The organism is Pseudanabaena sp. FACHB-1998 (assembly GCF_014696355.1).
Taxonomy (GTDB): Bacteria; Cyanobacteriota; Cyanobacteriia; order Pseudanabaenales; family Pseudanabaenaceae; genus Pseudanabaena.
In genome coordinates this window covers 169,601-189,325 of sequence record NZ_JACJQA010000045.1, presented here as the reverse complement: position 1 = coordinate 189,325, position 19,725 = coordinate 169,601, and the positions used below count along the sequence as shown (strand labels likewise).

At 43.0% G+C, this 19,725-nt stretch carries 16 protein-coding genes; 7 read left to right on the top strand and 9 right to left on the bottom strand.

What is annotated here, in order from left to right:
- The first annotated feature begins 318 nt into the window (after positions 1 to 318).
- The 5 genes from H6F42_RS18565 (at position 319) to nuoK (ending at position 4,326) form a co-directional block, all read left to right on the top strand.
- Entirely contained in the window at positions 319 to 1,500 is a 1,182-nt protein-coding gene (locus tag H6F42_RS18565) for an NAD(P)H-quinone oxidoreductase subunit H (protein WP_190400888.1), read from the top strand.
- A complete protein-coding gene (gene nuoH, locus H6F42_RS18560; RefSeq protein WP_190400853.1) occupies positions 1,500 to 2,618 on the top strand; it encodes an NADH-quinone oxidoreductase subunit NuoH in 1,119 nt (372 codons plus the stop codon). The genes H6F42_RS18565 and nuoH overlap by 1 nt, the downstream gene beginning before the upstream one ends.
- 88 nt (positions 2,619 to 2,706) lie before the next feature.
- Positions 2,707 to 3,282 (top strand): NAD(P)H-quinone oxidoreductase subunit I, encoded by a 576-nt coding sequence (gene ndhI, locus H6F42_RS18555; RefSeq protein WP_190400887.1) that lies wholly within the window; start codon positions 2,707 to 2,709, stop codon positions 3,280 to 3,282.
- A gap of 70 nt (positions 3,283 to 3,352) precedes the next feature.
- Entirely contained in the window at positions 3,353 to 3,964 is a 612-nt protein-coding gene (locus H6F42_RS18550; RefSeq protein ID WP_190400852.1) for an NADH-quinone oxidoreductase subunit J, read from the top strand.
- Positions 3,965 to 4,020: 56 nt separating this feature from the next.
- A complete protein-coding gene (gene nuoK, locus H6F42_RS18545; protein WP_126389084.1) occupies positions 4,021 to 4,326 on the top strand; it encodes an NADH-quinone oxidoreductase subunit NuoK in 306 nt (101 codons plus the stop codon).
- Between the two features lie 34 nt (positions 4,327 to 4,360).
- Here the strand turns inward: nuoK and H6F42_RS18540 are convergent, their stop codons facing one another.
- From H6F42_RS18540 to H6F42_RS18510, 7 genes are all read right to left on the bottom strand, one after another.
- Entirely contained in the window at positions 4,361 to 5,047 is a 687-nt protein-coding gene (locus H6F42_RS18540; protein WP_190400851.1) for a diacylglycerol/polyprenol kinase family protein, read from the bottom strand.
- A 75-nt stretch (positions 5,048 to 5,122) separates the two neighbouring features.
- Positions 5,123 to 6,202, bottom strand: coding sequence for a magnesium-protoporphyrin IX monomethyl ester (oxidative) cyclase (gene acsF, locus H6F42_RS18535; RefSeq protein WP_190400850.1), 1,080 nt, complete (start codon positions 6,200 to 6,202; stop codon positions 5,123 to 5,125).
- A gap of 315 nt (positions 6,203 to 6,517) precedes the next feature.
- Entirely contained in the window at positions 6,518 to 9,424 is a 2,907-nt protein-coding gene (locus H6F42_RS18530; protein ID WP_190400849.1) for a hybrid sensor histidine kinase/response regulator, read from the bottom strand.
- Positions 9,425 to 9,490: 66 nt separating this feature from the next.
- A complete protein-coding gene (locus tag H6F42_RS18525) occupies positions 9,491 to 12,208 on the bottom strand; it encodes a methyl-accepting chemotaxis protein (RefSeq protein WP_190400848.1) in 2,718 nt (905 codons plus the stop codon).
- 98 nt (positions 12,209 to 12,306) lie between these two features.
- A complete protein-coding gene (locus tag H6F42_RS18520; protein ID WP_190400847.1) occupies positions 12,307 to 12,810 on the bottom strand; it encodes a chemotaxis protein CheW in 504 nt (167 codons plus the stop codon).
- Positions 12,811 to 12,864: 54 nt separating this feature from the next.
- Positions 12,865 to 13,230 carry a response regulator gene (locus H6F42_RS18515; RefSeq protein ID WP_190400846.1) on the bottom strand — a complete coding sequence of 122 codons (366 nt, stop codon included), beginning with the start codon at positions 13,228 to 13,230 and terminating at the stop codon, positions 12,865 to 12,867.
- 70 nt (positions 13,231 to 13,300) lie between these two features.
- Positions 13,301 to 14,476, bottom strand: a complete 1,176-nt coding sequence (locus H6F42_RS18510; RefSeq protein WP_190400845.1) for a response regulator — start codon at positions 14,474 to 14,476, stop codon at positions 13,301 to 13,303.
- Positions 14,477 to 15,101: 625 nt separating this feature from the next.
- Here H6F42_RS18510 and chlP point away from each other — a divergent pair.
- Complete coding sequence (gene chlP / locus H6F42_RS18505) at positions 15,102 to 16,325, top strand: geranylgeranyl reductase (RefSeq protein ID WP_347272331.1); 1,224 nt, start codon at positions 15,102 to 15,104, stop codon at positions 16,323 to 16,325.
- Positions 16,326 to 16,621: 296 nt separating this feature from the next.
- Here the strand turns inward: chlP and gvpJ are convergent, their stop codons facing one another.
- The gene (gvpJ, locus tag H6F42_RS18500) at positions 16,622 to 17,071 is read right to left on the bottom strand and encodes a gas vesicle protein GvpJ (RefSeq protein ID WP_190400843.1); all 450 of its coding nucleotides are present in this window, start codon (positions 17,069 to 17,071) and stop codon (positions 16,622 to 16,624) included.
- Between the two features lie 203 nt (positions 17,072 to 17,274).
- A complete protein-coding gene (locus H6F42_RS18495) occupies positions 17,275 to 17,919 on the bottom strand; it encodes a DUF2808 domain-containing protein (protein ID WP_190400842.1) in 645 nt (214 codons plus the stop codon).
- A gap of 222 nt (positions 17,920 to 18,141) precedes the next feature.
- Here H6F42_RS18495 and guaA point away from each other — a divergent pair, with 222 nt between their 5' ends.
- Positions 18,142 to 19,692: a glutamine-hydrolyzing GMP synthase gene (gene guaA / locus H6F42_RS18490; protein ID WP_190400886.1), complete on the top strand. Its 1,551-nt coding sequence runs from the start codon at positions 18,142 to 18,144 to the stop codon at positions 19,690 to 19,692.
- The last annotated feature ends 33 nt before the right edge of the window (positions 19,693 to 19,725 follow it).

Below are 19,725 nucleotides of genomic sequence, written 5' to 3'. Positions count from 1 at the left end.
AATCAATGATTTTTTGTCAAAAGATAGACTTATTTCTATGATATTAATAAGATAACCTAAACCCAAAATCAGCAATTAGCCACTTTTTAACACATATTCCCGCCCCAACATGGCGATATACTGATAACCATCAAAGTGTATCTACTTAATTAACATAACCAATAGAATCATTTGCTAGAGCAATCGCTCTAACAGTGACTTAAAATAACAACCGAAGATCGAGAGTGTGTTGTGCTTTGCATAACGCCCTCTCGCAAACCAAAACTAGCACTACTAGCCAGAGCAACAGTTTACAGAGTAAAGAGGCGATCGCAAATCATGGTGATGATTGAAACCAAAGCCGAACGCATGGTCATAAATATGGGACCTCACCACCCATCCATGCACGGCGTTCTCAGACTTATTGTCACGCTAGACGGCGAAAACGTAGTCGATTGCGAGCCTGTTTTAGGTTACTTGCATCGAGGTATGGAAAAAATCGCCGAAAATCGTACGATTATTCAATACTTGCCCTATGTAACAAGGTGGGATTACCTCGCGACCATGTTCACAGAGGCAATCACCGTTAATGCACCCGAAAAATTAGCGAATGTACCCGTGCCGAGACGCGCCAGCTACATTCGCATGATCATGCTAGAACTTAGCCGTATCGCCTCTCACCTACTGTGGCTCGGCACATTCGTCGCAGACATCGGCGCACAAACCCCATTTTTCTACGTTTTCCGCGAACGAGAAATGATCTACGACCTGTTCGAGGCTGCCACAGGGATGCGGATGATGCACAACTATTTCCGTATTGGAGGAGTAGCCGCCGACCTACCCTACGGCTGGATCGAGAAATGTGAAGACTTTTGTACCTACTTCACTCCCGTCATCGATGAATACGAAAAGTTAATTACTAATAACCCGATCTTCCGTAAGCGGATTGAGGGGCTTGGCACAATTACCCGTGATGAAGCAATTAATTGGGGCTTAACAGGACCAATGTTGCGCGGTTCAGGCGTAAAGCTCGATTTCCGTAAAGTCGATCACTACGAACTCTACGACGAACTTGACTGGGACGTGCAGTGGGACAACGGCGGTGACTGCTTAGCCCGTTACTTGGTGCGTGTGCGCGAAATGCGTGAATCCACCAAAATGATCCTCCAATGTCTCAAGCAAATCCCTGGGGGATCTTACGAAAACCTTGAAGCGCAAAGAGTGCTTGCTGGACCCAAGAGCGAATGGAACTCAATGGATTATCAGTTCATTAGCAAAAAGCCTTCACCCACCTTCAAAGTTGCTGCTGGCGAACATTATGTCCGTGTCGAAGCACCAAAGGGTGAACTGGGTGTCTATATTATTGGTGAAGATAGCGTCTTCCCTTGGCGTTTTAAGGTTCGTCCACCTGGATTTATTAATTTACAGATCTTGCCAGATCTAGTACGCGGCATGAAGCTTGCTGACATCATGGCAATTTTAGGAAGTGTGGACATTATTATGGGTGAGGTCGATCGCTAATGTACGGTGGAATTGATTTACAAAAATCTTTAATTGAAATCCTGACAGGGCTGGGCTTACCCGCCGATGTCGCCAAAGTGATTTGGATGTTATTGCCCATGGCAGTAATGGTTTTAGGTGTAACCGTGGGCGCACTGGTCTGCACATGGTTAGAGCGGAAAATTTCTGCTGCGGCTCAACAACGGATTGGACCTGAATATGCAGGGCCATTTGGTTTGCTAATTCCCCTCGCGGACGTTGGCAAACTGTTAATCAAGCAAGGCACAATTCCCGCTAAAGCCGATCCTCTGCTCTATACGATTGGACCTGCTTTAGTTTTCATCTCCGTCTTTTTATGTTATCTAGTTATCCCCTTTGGTCAGAACTTAATTATTTCTGACATTGGCACAGGCGTATTCTTCATCATTGCGATCTCTAGCGTTGCCCCCATTGGCTTACTGATGGCAGGTTACTCTTCCAATAACAAATACTCGCTCCTTGGTGGTTTACGGGCTGCCGCACAGTCAATCAGCTACGAAATTCCTCTAGCTTTAGCAGTGCTTGCTGTAGCGCTGATGACCAATGGACTTAGCACTATTGATATCGTTAATCAGCAAGCCGAATACGGGATTCTGTCGTGGAATATTTGGCGGCAACCAATTGGGTTTGTCATCTTCATCATTGCGGCTCTGGCTGAATGTGAGCGATTACCCTTTGACTTGCCAGAAGCCGAAGAAGAACTTGTCGCTGGTTATCAAACCGAATACTCAGGGATCAGATTTGCCTTCTTCTATGGTGGTTCCTATGCCAACCTGTTGCTAGCGGGCTTACTTGCTTCCATTCTTTACCTCGGCGGTTGGGAACTACCTTTTCCCATTGACAAAATTAGCGCCGCCTTAGGGATCGAAGCAAACACTGCATGGTGGCAAGTTATCGCCGCTTTCATTGGTTTAACTTCCACCCTTGTTAAAACCTATGCCTTTATCTTCTTTGCGATCCTATTGCGGTGGACTGTTCCTCGGGTTCGCATCGACCAACTGCTCGATCTAGGTTGGAAATTTCTCTTGCCCATCGGCTTAGCAAATTTACTAATTACCGCAGCATTGAAACTAGCTTTTCCCTTCGCATTTGGTGGATAAGCTCTCATACCTAGCACCTCTCTAAAAGTAAGAGAGGAACAAGATTTTTGAATTGAAAGCAGAAACTTAACCCTAAAATATCAAAATGCTGAAATTTCTGAATAAAGTTGGTGAATACACCAAAGAAGCAGTACAAGCGGCGAAATATATCGGACAAGGGATGTCGGTAACCTTTGATCATATGCGTCGTCGTCCGATTACGGTGCAGTATCCTTACGAAAAATTGATTCCTTCTGAGCGTTTTCGCGGACGGATTCACTTTGAGTTTGATAAGTGTATTTCCTGCGAAGTCTGTGTGCGCGTATGTCCGATTAACTTGCCTGTAGTGGATTGGAAATTTAACACAGAGATCAAGAAAAAGGAACTCAAAAGTTACAGTATTGACTTTGGAGTATGTATTTTTTGCGGTAACTGTGTGGAATACTGCCCCACTAATGCGTTATCAATGACCGAAGAATATGACATGTCAACTTTCGATCGCCATGAATTGAACTTTGATAGCGTCGCCCTCGGACGGATGCCTACCAAGGTTACTGAAGATCCTTTTGTCACGCCAATTCGTGAGCTTGGCTATTTGCCGAAGGGTGTAATCGAAGGTCATGAAGTACCACATACAGCTAAACGTGCAGGGCTGCGTCCTGAAGAAATTGCTGAAACTAAATAAGTATGAAGAATAAAAAATTGCTAAGCAATTTTTTATTCTTTGTCATCCAGACTATTACAAGGAGATTTTAATGAACAATATCGGTTTAGGTGATGGTTCACAAACCGTTTCCCTAGTTGTCCTAACAGCAATGTTGATCGCTTCGGCAATGGGCGTAGTCCTGTTACAAAATATTGTCTATGCTGCATTTCTGCTCGGTGCAACTTTTATTAGCATGGCAGGGTTATATTTGCTCCTAAATGCTGATTTTGTAGCAGCAGCACAGGTTTTGATCTATGTTGGGGCGGTCAATATCTTGATCTTGTTTGCGATCATGTTGGTCAATAAGCGCCAAGATTACCAAGACGTTAAGTATGGAGCTTTACGCAGCGTTGTGACAGGTGTTGTTTGTTTAGGACTTTTTGCCTTGTTAGGCGTAACTGTTACTTCCACAAAGTGGGCAGTCACTTCTAGCATTGCCAAACTACCATCCACCATGGTGGTTATTGGTCAGCATTTCTTCAGTGATTACTTGCTGCCCTTTGAATTAGCTTCGGTCTTATTGTTAGTAGCACTGATTGGCGCGATCGTCCTCGCTCGACGTGAGTTTGTACCTGATGCCATTAAAGTTGGACAGGCAGATTCGGAAGAGTCTTTAGAGTTGTTAGAAAAGCCCAAAGAGCAGCTTGTTGCTTCTAAATAAATCATTGATGCTTAGAGCCTTAATGATTCATCAATTGCAATTAATAGTAAATAAATATGACTTTAGAACCTTTTTTGATTATTGCCGCGGCTCTATTTTGCATTGGCATTTATGGATTAATTACGAGCCGTAACGCCGTGCGCGTATTAATGTCTGTGGAATTAATGCTCAATGCCGTTAACTTAAATTTGATGGCTTTTTCTAATTTCTTAGATTCCGCCAGTATTCGTGGTCAAGTATTTACAATTTTCGTTATTTCGATCGCTGCGGCGGAAGCAGCCGTTGGTCTAGCGATCGTCCTATCCATCTATCGCAGTCGCGATACCGTGGATATGGAGCAATTTAACTTGTTACGCTGGTAATGCCAATCAGGGGCGCAATGCGCCCCTGATTTAGTTAGAGGGATTGCAAAGCTAAACTCAAGAAAGCACTAGATAAGGGAACGGAAAGATTATCTGTCCCCCCAGGAGAATAAGCCTCAAGTAAAGCAGCGATCGCCGCAACAGGCACAGCTACACCAAAATCACTGGGACTAATTCCCTTATTAATCCCAAAAATCCCCAGAATAACAACCAAGCTAGTTGTAAACATTGCCAAGGAACCCTCGTAACTGCGCTTATTTCCCCGATTTACAAAGGTATGCTTACCAAAACGCTTGCCGATTAAAGCCGCCATCCCATCGCCCCAAGACATCACCATTACCCCAATCACCGCATATTGTGGGTGATTTTCCCATAACAGAGTAACCAAAATGGTGATACTTAAAGCGTAATAGAATACTCCATAGGTTTTACGCCCCACATCATTGAGCATCGGTAAAATATTGATGAGGTGAGATGCCAAGGCGATCGCGCTAAAAATCACACCAGCAGCAATACATAGCCATGTAGGAATCTGTAACCACCATGCAATTAGCAACACGTTTCCCGTACCAATATGGACAACCTTACGAACTAGCTCAGGATCTTGCTTAAAACGATGCAAGATTTCTGAAGTCAGAAATACAAGTCCTAGCCAAATAGCGACCGCACAGACTTGAAAAGCTATATTGGTGGTTGGGGCGATGTCACTAGTTATGGGCATAAGGCATTAGAAAAAACAAATATTATTAACAACCAAAACTTAAAAAAGGAGCGCTGAGCGCTCCTTTTTTAAGTTCTAGAGAACTACACCCTTAGGTGTGGGGATAGAAGGTTGAAGATACATAGTCAAGAACTGCAAACCATTGTTAGCAAGGTAAGGTAGTTTTTGAATCTTCTTCAACCATTCAGGAGAATTCGACTCATCAATTTGTACCAACTTGGCATTGTTTTCTTCGCATTTCTTGAGGCAACTCCAGAACTTAGGATTCTCTAAATCCATAATTACGGGGAAAGCCTTAGCTGCATCACGATTGGTTTCGCGAAGAACTTCATCGACATACTTTCTAGTATCCATACCAATGGATTCATAAAACTCGTTACGAACACAAATATCGTTTAGATACATCGTTGCAAATACGGATAGCAAGAAAAACTTGCTCCAAAGATTTGCTCTAATCCCCTTGATATTGTTCGTTTCGCTACGGAGCAGAAGACTACAGAAATCACCGTGACGGCTCTCATCTTGGCACCAATTTTCAAAGAAATTGAAGATTGGATAAATGCGATATTCAGGATGGGCAAGGAAATGCTGGTGAATTTTGATATAGCGCCAGTAGCCAATCTTTTCCGATAGATAGGTGGCGTAGAAAATAAACTTCGGTGCGAAGTAAACGTATTTCTTCGTTTTCGATAATGTCGAAAGGTCAAGTTGCAGATCAAAGTCTGGCATGGCTTTATTCAAAAAGCCAGCGTGCCGAGCTTCATCACGACTCATCAGGCTAAAAATTTCAGCCATCAAAGGATTCTTATCTTTGATTTTGACAGCAATTTCTTTGTACAGCAAAAATCCTGAAAATTCAGAAGTGCAAGATCCTTCAAGGAAAACACGGAAATGCTCTCTCACCTGAGGATCGATGTGATCCCATGATTGATTGAAATCAGCCGTGCGGACAAAGTGACGACGGTTATAGTCAAATTTAAACTCTTCGAGGATAGCTTCATAATCTGGCTTAAGGTCGAAGATGTCCATGTTTGCCATCGCTTCAAAATCGGTGGTGTAGAAGCGTGGGGTGAGGATTGTTTCGCGTCGACCAGTCCCGTTAACCTTTTGTTGGTTTGACTGGCTTACATCGGGTTTAGAAGGAGTAGCTACCATAGTTCGTGCTGTTTTCTCTTATGCTATTTTATGCAACTAGTATGCAACTAGAAAATTTTGCGGATAAATTGCAGTTTATATACCTATATGACTGCCTATTTTACGACTAGTATTCAGTTTATGGGTAGTTATATCTAGAAATAAGGTGCGCTTGTTAAGAAGCGTTAAGTAAGGGCTTTGGCGATCGCCTCTCATACCGATAAAACAAATAGAATGACTATTTTTTAATTTCACAACCTTGCGGAGCGCCTTATACCAAAAAACTTATGGCGCACGCTGCGTGTGCGCCATAAGTTTTTTGGCTTTGTCTGTTAATTATGCCAAGCTATTTAAGCAATTAATTAACTCTCCAACCACAATTGGTTTACTGAGATATCCATTTGCGCCAAGACTTATGGCTTTTTGACGATGCCGATCGCCTGTGCGCGAAGTCAGCATCACCACAGGAAGAGTAGACCAGCGATCGCTTGCCCGAATAGATTGCAGCAAATCGAATCCATTTGCCCGAGGCATTTCTATATCGGAAATTACCATCGAGATATTGCTTTGATTTCGATTAAGAGCTTCGATCGCCTCTTGTCCATCACGGCAGGCAATAACATCAAAGTCTAATTGTTTTAATAGTCGCTCTAACATATTACGAGTAGCGATCGAATCTTCAGCAATCAATATGCTTTTGGTTAATTTAGGAGTAAGGGTTGGTTTTACAGGGTTATTGTCTAATTGATTAGTGGATTGATTAGTTGATTTAGTCTCTTTTTTCTTTTTTATAATATTTTCAGGCAAGAGTAGATGTAAGTTATCTGGAGTTAACACAGGCACAACTTGACCAGTACCCAAAATCGTACAGCCAGTCAGATAGCTAGGAATTTCGACGCTGCGATCAAAGGGTTTTAAAATTAACTGCCTTTCTTCAATGATCATGTCGATCGCCACAGCGATCGCTATATCAGTACGGTTGAGTACTAAGCAAACTTTAGGATTAGTCTGTTCTTTGGTTTGTCTGGCATAATTTAGAGCCTGTTTCAAGTGTAAAAGCGAAATCATTTGTTTTCGCCAGAGGATTTTTGTTGAGTTATTTTCTTTCTGTATTTGGGCTTCCGCATAGGGAAAGATATCTAGCACATCGTTAGCAGGAATTGCGATTAGGTTTTCTCCGATCGCACAGATTAATAGCGTAACTAGGCTTAACCCAAGCGGTAAGCGAATCGTGAAGGTTGTACCTTGCCCCTGCGTCGTATCAACTTGAATATTGCCGCGTAAACGATTGATTTGCGATCGCACAATATCCAATCCCATACCGCGCCCAGAGATATCACTGACCACATCTTTAGTAGAAAAATGCGGCTGAAAAATAAAATTGAGAATTTCTTGACGGGAAATTGACTCAATGGAAGTATCGGGAGGGCAAATATTTCGCTCTACAGCGCGTCCATAGACTTTTTCTAAATCAATTCCATCGCCATCATCTTTGAGCGAAATGATTACTTGGTTACCAGCAACTATGGCGCTTAGAGTGAGGGTAGCCTTAGCGGATTTACCTAGGGATAATCTGGTTTCAGGACTTTCTACGCCATGATCGAAGGCATTGACTAATAGATGATTTAGAGGTGTTTGTAACTGCTCTAAAATTACCTGATCAATGGGAACCTCTTCTCCTTGAATTACTAATTCTACCTGCTTATGGTAGCGATGACAGAGTCGCTTAAGCTGTGGCACAAAGCGGCTAGCAAGGGTCTTAAAAGGAACAAGACGCGATTGGGTTAATTGAGCATAGAGTCGATCAAGATCTTGGCGCAAATATTCGATTTCTTCGCCTAAGTCCCGATAGCTAAGATCAATATCTGAGCGACTTTCACGCACTCTCAGTAATACTTCTTGCAAATTTTGGAGAGTAGTATGGGAGGAAGAATATTGATCAAGTTCCAATTCATCAAAATCATCATGATCTTCCAAACCCCCTAAAGGTTGCTTAGCAGTTTCATTAATCGCTAAGGCATCATAGATTGTTTGTACTTGCTCTTGGAGCGGGATCATCTGCAAAACTAGGGATTGAAGATTTTTATTGGTGCGCCCTAATTGCTGCTGTTGCTGTACCAAGCGTTCGTGGCGCAAAATCATCTCTGCAACAGTGTTAGTCATGCTCTCCATTTGAGCGGAAGGAATCCGCAAGTAGGAAATCACTTCTGAAGTAGAAGCCGCGATCGCCTTTGCCGTTGGAGGGGGCAAAATTTGAATGGGATTATTATCCTCTTCAGAAATGGGCTTTGTGTCTATTGGCTGATTATCGGTATTTGCTGTAGAAGCAATAGGTAGGAAATCCTTAGAACTATCACTAAACTCGAAATCCAGATTTAATTCTAGATTTAATTTTGAATTTAATTCGGGATTGAGATATTGCGAACTTTGCGATCGCAAGCTTTTGATAATCTCTTGAGTTTCAGCCAAAAGCGCATCAATAGCTAGAGATTGCTGAATAGAAGTTTCAAAGGGTTCTACGGTGTCAATTAACCAAGTAAGATTAAGAGTATCGCCTAATAGCAAACATTCATCACAAAAATATTGCAGTTCCTCTTTGATTTTAGATATTGATAAAACTGAATTATTTGCTAGTAATTGAGATTCTACTTGTTGAATACAGGTTTCTAAATCTTTTTCTAAGGCAGATCGAATAAGCGGACTAATTGTTGTTTTTTGGGGAGCATTGCTATCTAAAGCTAGAGCGGGGACTCCATTTTGAGCGAATTGATTTATGGAATTAAAATCTGAATTATTAGTTAATGGATTGATTAAGTCTTTTCCTTTAAAGCTCTCTAGCAAAGTATCTAAGCCATCTAAAAACTTGGCATCAATATCAATATCAGCCAAGATATTATGAGGCAAACCACTTGCCTGAGATAGCACTGACGCAACTTCATCAACACCATGACTGAAAACGTCAGTAATCATCCTGCGATCGCAAAGTTCGTTATGTTGGAGAATCTCTAAAATGTCCTCTAATTTATGGGCGAGTTTACTGAGGCTACTTAGTTCGGCGATCGCCGAACCACCCTTGAGAGAATGCGCCGCGTGCATCAAGAAAACATAGTCAGGGTTTCCCGCTTGGATTTGGGCTAGACCTTTTTGGAGATTTGCCAAATAACTAGGCGCATCTTCATTTAGAAAGCATTGCCGAGTTTCAATAGCTATTTCCTTAAGAACTTCTGGATTTAAGGTTTTCATCGATCTAATTCCCAAATATGACAGGAGTTAAAAGGCAAGCAGCACTTAGTGCTGCTTGCCTTATTTTTATTCTTTTTCAAGACGGAACTGACGTACTGAGGTCTGTAGCTCATCAACTACACCGACAAGGACTTGCAATGAAGAAACAACGGTTTGTGTATCGGTAGCTGTTGCTTGGGCGATCGCATTGGCATTTTCCATAATGCTATTTACCTTTTGCGATACTTGGGTTTGAGAGATCGTACTACTCGAAATTGTCTGCAAGTAGTTATCGATAGTTTGGCTGAGGTCGGCTAAATCTTTGAGAGTTTCCTTCGTTTCTTCTACCGATTTTGTCCCTGCTACAACTTCCGCAGTCCCCACTTCCATCGCTTTGAGTACTTCCGTGGTTTCCTGCTGAATGGTCGTAACTAGTAACTGAATTTCTCTAGTAGCGTCGGTTACACGATCAGCTAAACGCCTTACCTCATCGGCAACTACACGGAAGCCCTGACCATTTTCTCCTGCTCTGGCAGCTTCAATCGAAGCATTGAAGGCGAGGAGGTTCGTTTTTTCGGAAATGTTAGAAATAATGGCAACAATTTGCGAAACTTCCTGTGATGACTCCGCCAGCTGTTTCATCTTTTTGGATGTTGCCGCCACGGTGGAACGAATGGCTTTAATACTGCCAACGGTGCGATTCATTTTTTCATCACCTGCCCTTGCGGCGATCGCGGCTCGGCGGGCTACTTCGGCAGCATCCTGTGCTGACTTTGCCACCTGTGCGATCGATTGGGTATTCTGTTCTACGGCTTCAAGGGCTTGAGCAATGCCGTCGGATTGAGAGAGGGAGGTACTCGAAAATTTCTGGACGGAGTTTTCGCTTTCCTTGGCTAGAGATTCAGCATGAATAGCCGTAGATTTAACTTCCTCTACCAGTTTCCGTAACTTCCGAATGGTAGCATTAAATGCATCAGCGATCGAACCAACTACCCCATCCGTTACCTTCGCTTCGGCTGTTAAGTCACCTTGTTGAGCTCCTTCAATTTCTAAGAGGAGGTTGATAACTTCTCTTTGAAGTAATTCTTTTTCTTTTCGTTGAAGTTCGGCTTCTTGCTCTTTGAGTAGAGATTGTTGAGCGAGAGACTGCTCTGATAACTCGATACTATCTGCCATACTATTAAAAGACTGAGTCAATTCACCAATTTCATCATTGGCAAATAATTCAGCCCTTGCCTTTCGATCACCTGAAGTAAATCGCTTCGCGATCGGAGTGAGTGCTTGCACAGGCTTGGTAATGATCTTGTCCAAAAATCTTGCCAAGAGAATATCTAAGAAGATGACAAACATTGAAGAAATCCCCAGAATAATCCATGTAGTTCTCAATAGATCATTCATTTCCGTCTCAGGTGTGCCTCGGACAAGAATTCCAACAGGAGCATTACTATACTTAGGTACACCACCCTTTTCCGTTTCGATAATGCGATTGGGAACGGCTCTCGCCGCCATTGTGTAGTAAGTATTCCCGACCAAAACGCGACCTGTTACGGTTTGTCCATTTTCGGCTGTCGTGGCGCGATTTAGTAAATCATCGGCAGCCGTTCCTGAGATGGGAATATTGGCAGTAGTTGTCTCAAAATTGGGCTGCTCCACGGAAGTCGCGATCGTAAATTCTCCCGATGGCTGGCGATAGTACACTGCGCTGTAGCCGCCTAGCCCTTTCTTGCCCGTAGCCAGAGCGGTGGTGGCGAGAGCCTTGATGGTGTTTTCCACAATGGGGGCTTTTTTATTGACGATATCTCCTGAAATCAGCACGCCAATCACTTTCTGAGAGGTAGGATCTTTTACCGCCGTAGCTGTATAGCGAATGAGAGAATCGGTGGGGGTAAAACCTTCGGGCAGTGGGGGCGCTTCTTTTTGGAGATCATCGGCACTGACGATCGCCGTAGCCTTAATTTGATTTGGTTCAGCGACAATATCACTCACCAAATTATTAGGATTAAAATCCTGTCCTGTGCGATCGCTATTGGCGCTCACAATCACCTTGGCATCGACTCCCACTAGAGTCGCATATTCAATTTTCCGCGCCTTAATTTCATTCTCTAAAATCTTCTTGACTTGCTCTTTCAAGGGCGGTGGAATCGGCTGCTTACTTGCATAGGTACTCGCCGCACTAATTACCGCCACGTTATCCGACTGACCTCGGAAGCCAAAACCCATCTGATTAATCTTGATGTTGTAGTTAATATCCATAACCGACACCTCAGACTGCGCCTGTTTGAATAATTGATCCTGTAGGGATTTACCAATTAAAAACGCCCCAAAACCCACTAGAGAAAGCGACAAGAACTCGGAAACTAACAAAGCCGTAAATTGCTTACGCCCAACGGGTAAATCATAGAACCAACTGAGGGGTGAGGATTTTGTTTGGATGTTCGCTTTAGCAGACTTAGAGGATTTGGTAGATTTGGTGGGTTTCTGTACCTCTTTCCGTATTTCCGTGGGACGAGGTGCAGCGACAATGGCTGGTTCTTGTTTGGATACCAGCAGGGTTGAGTCATTTTGCGCCTCATCCATTGCTTCGATCGCCTTAGCCGCGATCGCGCCATAGGTTCCATCTTTATCCTCAGCAATAATTTGCTGATAAATTTCTCTGGCAGCCTTGACATCCCCTTGACTCTCTAGATCGTAGGCAGAGAGAATGCGCGCCATTGGATCGTTCTGTCCATTGCTGTCATTGCCATTAGCTACATAGCCGTTAGGCATCTGAGGAGAGGTGGTTACGGTATCACTATTTGAGTTCATCGGGTTTAATCTAAATAAAAGAGATTTGTGACTTATTTCCTGTTTAAAGAGGCATTTACAATAGTGACTGCCCCATTCTATATAGGTTTCATTTATAACTAGGCTGTTGAAATACCCGCTAATTCAGGGATCTCATTACTATCATCCATGTCAGGATTTAAGAGTCGAAATAGTTCTTTCACATTCAAAACACCATAGGTATTTTTATCTAACTTCGCAATTCCTGATAGCAATACTTTTGCACTTGGAGGAGCGATTTCGGGTACAGGAATTAGCTTTTGAGAATCAATCGTCATAATTTCCTCAACAGCCATTACGACGCAAGCGAGACAACGAATTCCCTCAGTGGGTATCTGCGAGCGAATAGCGATCGCCATAATTGGTTTACCTAAGGGCATTGGCTTCATCCCTAAAAATTTCTCTAAATGAAGCACCCATAGCAATCTGCCTCTTTGGTTAGTAAGACCCACCAAGCAGGGATTAACACCTGGTATGGGACTAATATCTTGCGGCTGTAGCTGAATCACTTCATCAACGGAAGTAATAGGTATCGCAATTCTTAATAATGGAGATACCCGCAGTCGGCAATACTCTTGAATCATAGTTTTTAACTTAAGAGAGAAGTTACCCGATCCTAATTCGCTCTGATCATGTATTTAATTAACATGCTGATAAACGGTATCTAATAACTGCTTGGGGGCGAAAGGCTTTGTCAAATAAGCATTTCCCCCCTGTCGCATCGCCCAAAACTTATCGTAGTCCTGATCTTTAGAAGTACAGAAAATAATGGGAACTTGCTTAAACTTATCTTGGTTTCGGATAGTACGGCATAGCTCTAGCCCACTTTGTCCGGGCATAATTACATCTAAGACGATCAAATTAGGAGTTATATTATTTGATAGCCATTGCCAAGCATCCTCAGCATTTGCTTGTAAAATCACCGTAAATCCAGAGCGCGATAATAAACTGGAAATAAGTTGCTGTTCTGCATGTCCATCTTCCACAACGAGTACTGTTTTCATAGAGCCTTTAGGTAGAGATTGTGAGGGTTGTTAATTAAATCTGGGTGAAAATAGCAAACATAATCGCCATCTATACCACTAAATCTTCTTGATTAAGATGATTTGAATGTTTTTGAAGCATCCGATGAACCTTTTCAATGAGTTTGTGGGTGGTTACAGGTTTAGTAAGATAGTCATTAGCACCGACAAGTTGCGCTCTCATGCGATCGATAATGCCATCTCTACCCGTAAACATCACAATAGGAACGTTGCGTAAATGCCTCGACTGTCGAAGCATGGCACAAAGCTCATAGCCGTTAATTTCAGGCATAGTAATATCCATTAAAATTAATGCAGGCTTTCTCCTTACTAAGGAAGTCAAGCAACTACTAGGCTCGGTAATTCCTAATACTTGAAATCCAGACATTTCTAAAACCATTTTGACCTGATTCTGAACCGTATTACTATCATCAATGCAAGCAATCAAAGGACCTTGAGGTGATTGAGAGGCGATCGCTTTGCTAGATGATGGAAATAATTCTAGAATTTGGCTTTCTATTAATGGATATAATAACAAAGATAAAATATGAGTCTCTACTTTTAGTTGACGGCAAACCTCATAAATACTGAGCTTCTTCTCCAATATCTCTAACCAAATTGACACACTGAAAGTTTGTAATGATATGGGATTCTCTGTCCCTTTACTGTCCGAAGTTTCCGCATTTTCCCAAAAGTTACTAAAATCCTTGACCTTACTGCGATCAAGATAAATCAGAGAGAATGGCGACGGGATTTGGTTATGGAGTTGTTGCCATAGGCGTACATGCTTAGCAATTGGCTTAATAAGATCATGTATGGGCGCAGCAATTAATACTGGTTTAATACAAGCATTTGCCTCAAATTTGACGCTGGCTTCATTATGGGATATGGCTTGAATTAGTGCTTCTCTGGATAATATCAACAGGATTTGGCGAAATCTAGTTAAAGAAATCTGGTGTTCTAATTGCCAATCATAAAGACTCTCATATTCAGATTTGTCATTACTAAACTTAGGCAAAGGAATATCTAAGTTTAATTGTTGCCAAAGTAAATCAAATCGCTCACATCCACAACCGATTGCTGTGGCAAAGTAAAGACGGGAGCCACCAATATATAAATCCCAAGTGAGGAAATCATCTTGGGGAATGGATATTGATAAACGTCCTGTTATGTTCTTTTGAGCAATACTCTGGAGTAGATTGTATGGATTTTTGAGAGTGCCTTGCATAAAATTAAGTAGCTAATTTAACTGATAACCAGTCGCACAATCGAACTCCCACCTATAGGGAATGGAATTGAAAATAAGTTAAATCCCCCCAATACAAATGCTTTTTTAAGAATACTTAGAATACGTAAGCTAGTCTGTCTCGGCACTTTAATATGACTAATATATAAGTAAAATGTGTCCGAGCCAATTGTAGTCTAGGATACATAAGTTGAAAGTTATGGATAATCAATAAAGTAAAGCCGAAAAAAGGCAGAAAGCCCAAGATTTGCCCTCCTCTTTCAGTTTTATAGCCGTAGCCCAGAAGCGAGTTCTTACGCAAAACCAAAGAAGCGAGTTGCGGCGCGAAGCGCCGCAACTCGCTTCTTTGGTTTTTGATTTGTCTTAATGCAAGTGACCACAGCTATAAAAAACCTTACTGGGTTTGGTTTTTAAATCACAAAAGTGTTGCCACACTTTTTTTAGTGGGTATTACTGGGAAATTGTGGCTACCTAATTATAAAAAGCTCACTGATGATATACAAAACAATACAAATGTTAATATTCGTCAATTTTGCCCCGATCGCGATGATGGCAATGTTAACATCCAAAATAGTTAAAACTTGAGTAAATAGAGCTTTAGGAGCGCATTTTGACATTACGAGTTGCTGTTGTAGGCGGCGGGCCTGCGGGTTCTTGTGCGGCTGAAACACTTGCCAAAGCAGGTATTGAGACCTATATATTTGAACGGAAGCTGGACAACGCTAAACCCTGCGGCGGAGCAATTCCTTTATGTATGGTTTCCGAATTTGAGTTGCCTCCTGAGATTATTGATCGCCGCGTCCGCAATATGAAAATGATCTCTCCCAGCAATGTGGAAGTAGACATTAAGTTAGACAATCCCGATGAATATATCGGTATGTGTCGCCGCGAAGTTTTAGATGCTTTCTTACGCAATCGTGCGGCTGACCTCGGCGCAAAGCTGATTAACGCTCGCGTGCTAGACATCAAAATCAACAACAATGGTAAACAGCCCTATGTAATCACCTATTCTGATTTTTCGGAAGGTGGTACAGAAGGCGTAATGCGTACTCTTGAGATTGATTTAATCGTTGGTGCTGATGGCGCTAACTCCGTTGTCGCAAAAGCGATGGATGCGGGTGAATATAACTATGCGATCGCTTTCCAAGAGCGTATCCGTATTTCGCCAGAAAAGATGGAATATTACAAAGATCTTGCAGAAATGTATGTGGGCGATGATGTATCACCCGATTTCTATGCATGGGTCTTTCCTAAATATGATCACGTTGCCGTTGGTACTGGCACAATGCACAAAAACCAACGCCTGATCAAGCAATTGCAAGCGGGGATTCGCACCCGTGCTTTGCCTCGCATCGAGGGTGGCGAAGTGATTAAAGTCGAAGCTCATCCTATTCCTGAGCATCCCCGTCCTCGCCGTGTGGTTGGTCGAATTGCCCTCGTTGGCGATGCGGCTGGCTATGTCACTAAGTCGAGCGGTGAAGGCATTTACTTTGCGGCGAAGTCTGGTCGGATGTGTGCTGAAGCGATCGTCGAGTTTGCGGAAGCTGGCAAGCGCATTCCTACGGAAGCCGATCTCAAGGTCTATATCAAGCGTTGGGACAAGCAGTATGGTTTGACTTATAAAGTCTTAGACATTCTTCAGAATGTGTTTTATGCCACCAATGCGACCCGTGAAGCTTTTGTAGAAATGTGTGCTGATAAGGATGTGCAGAAGCTCACCTTTGACAGCTATCTTTATAAAACTGTGGTTCCCGCCAATCCTTTAACTCAGTTAAAGATTACCTTCAAAACGATTGGTAGTTTGCTGAGAGGCAATGCTTTAGCACCTTAATCACTTCTCTTCAAAAAGGAGCGCGTAACGCGCTCCTTTTTGGTGGTGATGTATCACTATCAGGCTATCGTAAGTACCTTCTTGCAAGGCGATCACATCTCGATAAAGTCGTATTTGATAAGCCTTATTTGCTAATCAAGGATTTCCTAGGCATTCCATCATCTTTTAATGTGTTTGTATAGCAATGTAAGTTTTGCTTAGGATATAAAACCCCAGAAGCGAGTTGCGGCGCGAAGCGTCACCACTCGCTTCTGGGGTTTTGGTTTGTACTGGCTAACTCTTACTTTGCTAGATATTCAAGCAGACTGATCGCCAGATGTTAGCAAGAGCTTCAACTTGAGATCGATGAGATTGATATCGGCAAGCCCAATCTGCACATCACCTTCCAAAACTATACCCGTGCTAATGAGGCGATCGAGCAGTTCCAAAATCGAAGACTCACTCGAAGACTGTTCAGGATAATAGGCTCCGCGCCTTGGTAATAACTTCCCAAACTCTCCAAGATCGAGATTGAGGTCTTCAGGATCGATTTCTAAAACTTCACACAGATTAAAAATCTGTTGTTCTAAAGCTTGCAGACTATCCGCAGCCCGTCCAATTTCGGACTCAGTTAACTTCTCCGCATCCATGCGCCGAATTACCTGAGCTTCCATTAGCTGACGCAGCAACTCCACCAAAGTCAGAATTAATGGCGCTAGCCCAGATTTTTTAGGCTTGACGATTAAACTATCGTTGCTATCAGTCATTGAGAAGTTCCAGAGACAAAATGAATATAGAGAATTTTATTTAGTCGGAGGCTAAGCGAAATTCCCTAAGCTCATTTTATCGCAATGCTTGAGGCTGTGATACCAATTCCCGAAAGTGTGGTTACACTTTCGGGAATTAAAAAAGAGCGTTAAATATAGAGAGTTGAGTCGCGAAGCGCCTCAACTCTCTATATTTGGCATAATTAATGGCGGGAACTGTAAAAATTTAACCTGCCATAGCCTAGAAATTGAGAATTAGGTCGATCGCCTTTAGGCAAGGCAACCACACCAAAAAGATAAACCCCATCATAACGAGGATTGCGGACAGGACGTAACCCCACCACTAAGCGACGAGTTAGCCCATTACTCGCAGGAAGTGGCGGATCGAAAGTCACCACTACTTTTGGGCGATCGCCATCTGAACTAGGAGAAATTTCCATTTTTGTCGGCACTGACACGCGATCGCCTGACTCTGGTTGCAAATAGGCAAAGGTATCATTACCGATAAAATTAAGAGTCTCAAAACCTTCAGCCTGAGAAATTTCGAGCTTTTGTAAAGGCTCGCCCAAATTTTGGGGTAAATCCAACACAAAGTAATAGGTAGCGCCCCAAGCATTGGTACGATTTATCGTCGTTTCTGCATACAATAGCGTCGGCAACTGCACAAAATAAGTTTTGCCATCTCGCAACTGTACCGCCCCTGCCGAAGGGATGAGGAGATCTTGAATAAAATTTCTAGAAATCTGTGTATTTAGAGGATTAAACCCCAGATTTTGGCTATTAAATGTCAAAATTGGCAATGACAGCAAAGGCAACAATGCGATCGCTGACATAACTTTTTTATGCATAAATATGTACCGTTTTGCTAGCATTGTAGGAATAGCTACTTTTTTCGCAGCGATAGGCTTATCGAAAGCCTTACTATCTCATTATGCTATCTAATCAAGATAGAGGTATCCACTGTGGTTTCTTCCCCTCCAACATCATCGAATGCCGTACTAAATCTTGAAGGTGCGCTTTCATCTAGCACAAGTTCTGATAGTACCACAGACAATAAAACCAGTCGTTCCATGATTGCTATTCTCGATTTTGGTTCTCAATACTCGGAGCTAATTGCTCGACGTATCCGTGAGACACAGGTTTATTCTGAAGTTCTTTCCTATCATACCTCAGCCGAAAATTTGCTGAAGTTAAATCCTAAAGGGATCATTCTGTCAGGTGGTCCTAATTCTGTTTATGACGAAGACGCACCCCTGTGCGATCCTAAAATTTTTAACTTGGGAATTCCGATTCTTGGTGTTTGCTATGGAATGCAGCTCATGGCAAAGCAACTGGGCGGTAAAGTTGATCGCGCCGATCGCGGAGAATATGGCAAAGCCGAACTACAAATTGATGATCCCACCGATTTGCTGACTAATGTGGATACAGGGATCACCATGTGGATGAGTCATGGCGACTCTGTGCTTGAGTTACCCCAAGGATTTGAGATCCTCGCCCATACTGCTAATACTCCCTGTGCCGCGATCGCTGATCATGACAAAAAGCTGTATGGAGTGCAATTCCATCCTGAAGTCGTGCATTCCGCAGGTGGCATGGCGATGCTGCGTAATTTTGTATACCACATCTGCGCCTGTGAGCCAAACTGGACAACGGATGCATTTATTGACAATGCCATTAGAGAAATTCGCCAACAAGTGGGCAGCAAGAGTGTATTACTGGCACTATCAGGTGGGGTGGATTCTTCGACCCTTGCCTTTTTACTGCATCGGGCGATCGGCGATCAACTGACCTGTATGTTTATTGATCAAGGCTTCATGCGGAAGTTAGAACCAGAGCGCCTTGTCAAACTTTTTGAAGAACAGTTTCATATCCATGTGGAATATGTCAATGCTCGCGAAAGATTTCTCGAAAAGGTTAAAGGAGTCACCGATCCTGAGCAGAAGCGCAAAATTATCGGCGGCGAATTTATCAATGTCTTTGAAGAAGAATCTGGTCGTTTAGGACCCTTTGACTTCCTTGCTCAAGGTACACTCTATCCTGATGTAATTGAGTCTGCGGATACCAATGTCGATCCTTCGACTGGCAAACGGGTCGCTGTCAAAATCAAGAGTCACCACAATGTCGGTGGCTTGCCCGAAAATTTGCGTTTTACTCTCGTAGAGCCACTTCGCAAACTCTTTAAAGATGAAGTGCGGAAGGTCGGAACCGCCCTTGGTCTTCCTGAAGAAATCGTCAAGCGCCAGCCCTTTCCCGGTCCTGGGTTGGCGATTCGGATTATTGGCGAAATCACTAGCGATCGCCTGAATACTTTACGCGATGCCGATTTAATTGTGCGTCAAGAAGTCAATCGCGCAGGTCAATACAATAATCTCTGGCAAGCCTTTGCGGTGCTATTACCAACGGTTCGCAGTGTGGGCGTAATGGGCGATAAGCGCACCTACTCTCATCCTGTGGTTTTACGTCTCGTCAGTAGTGAAGATGGCATGACGGCAGACTGGGCAAGGGTTCCCTATGAGCTATTGGAAACTATTTCCAATCGCATTGTCAATGAAGTGGAAGGAGTCAATCGCGTGGTGCTAGATATCACGTCTAAGCCCCCTGGAACGATTGAATGGGAATAAGTTAAATAGAAAGGGGGGCGCAATGCGCCCCCT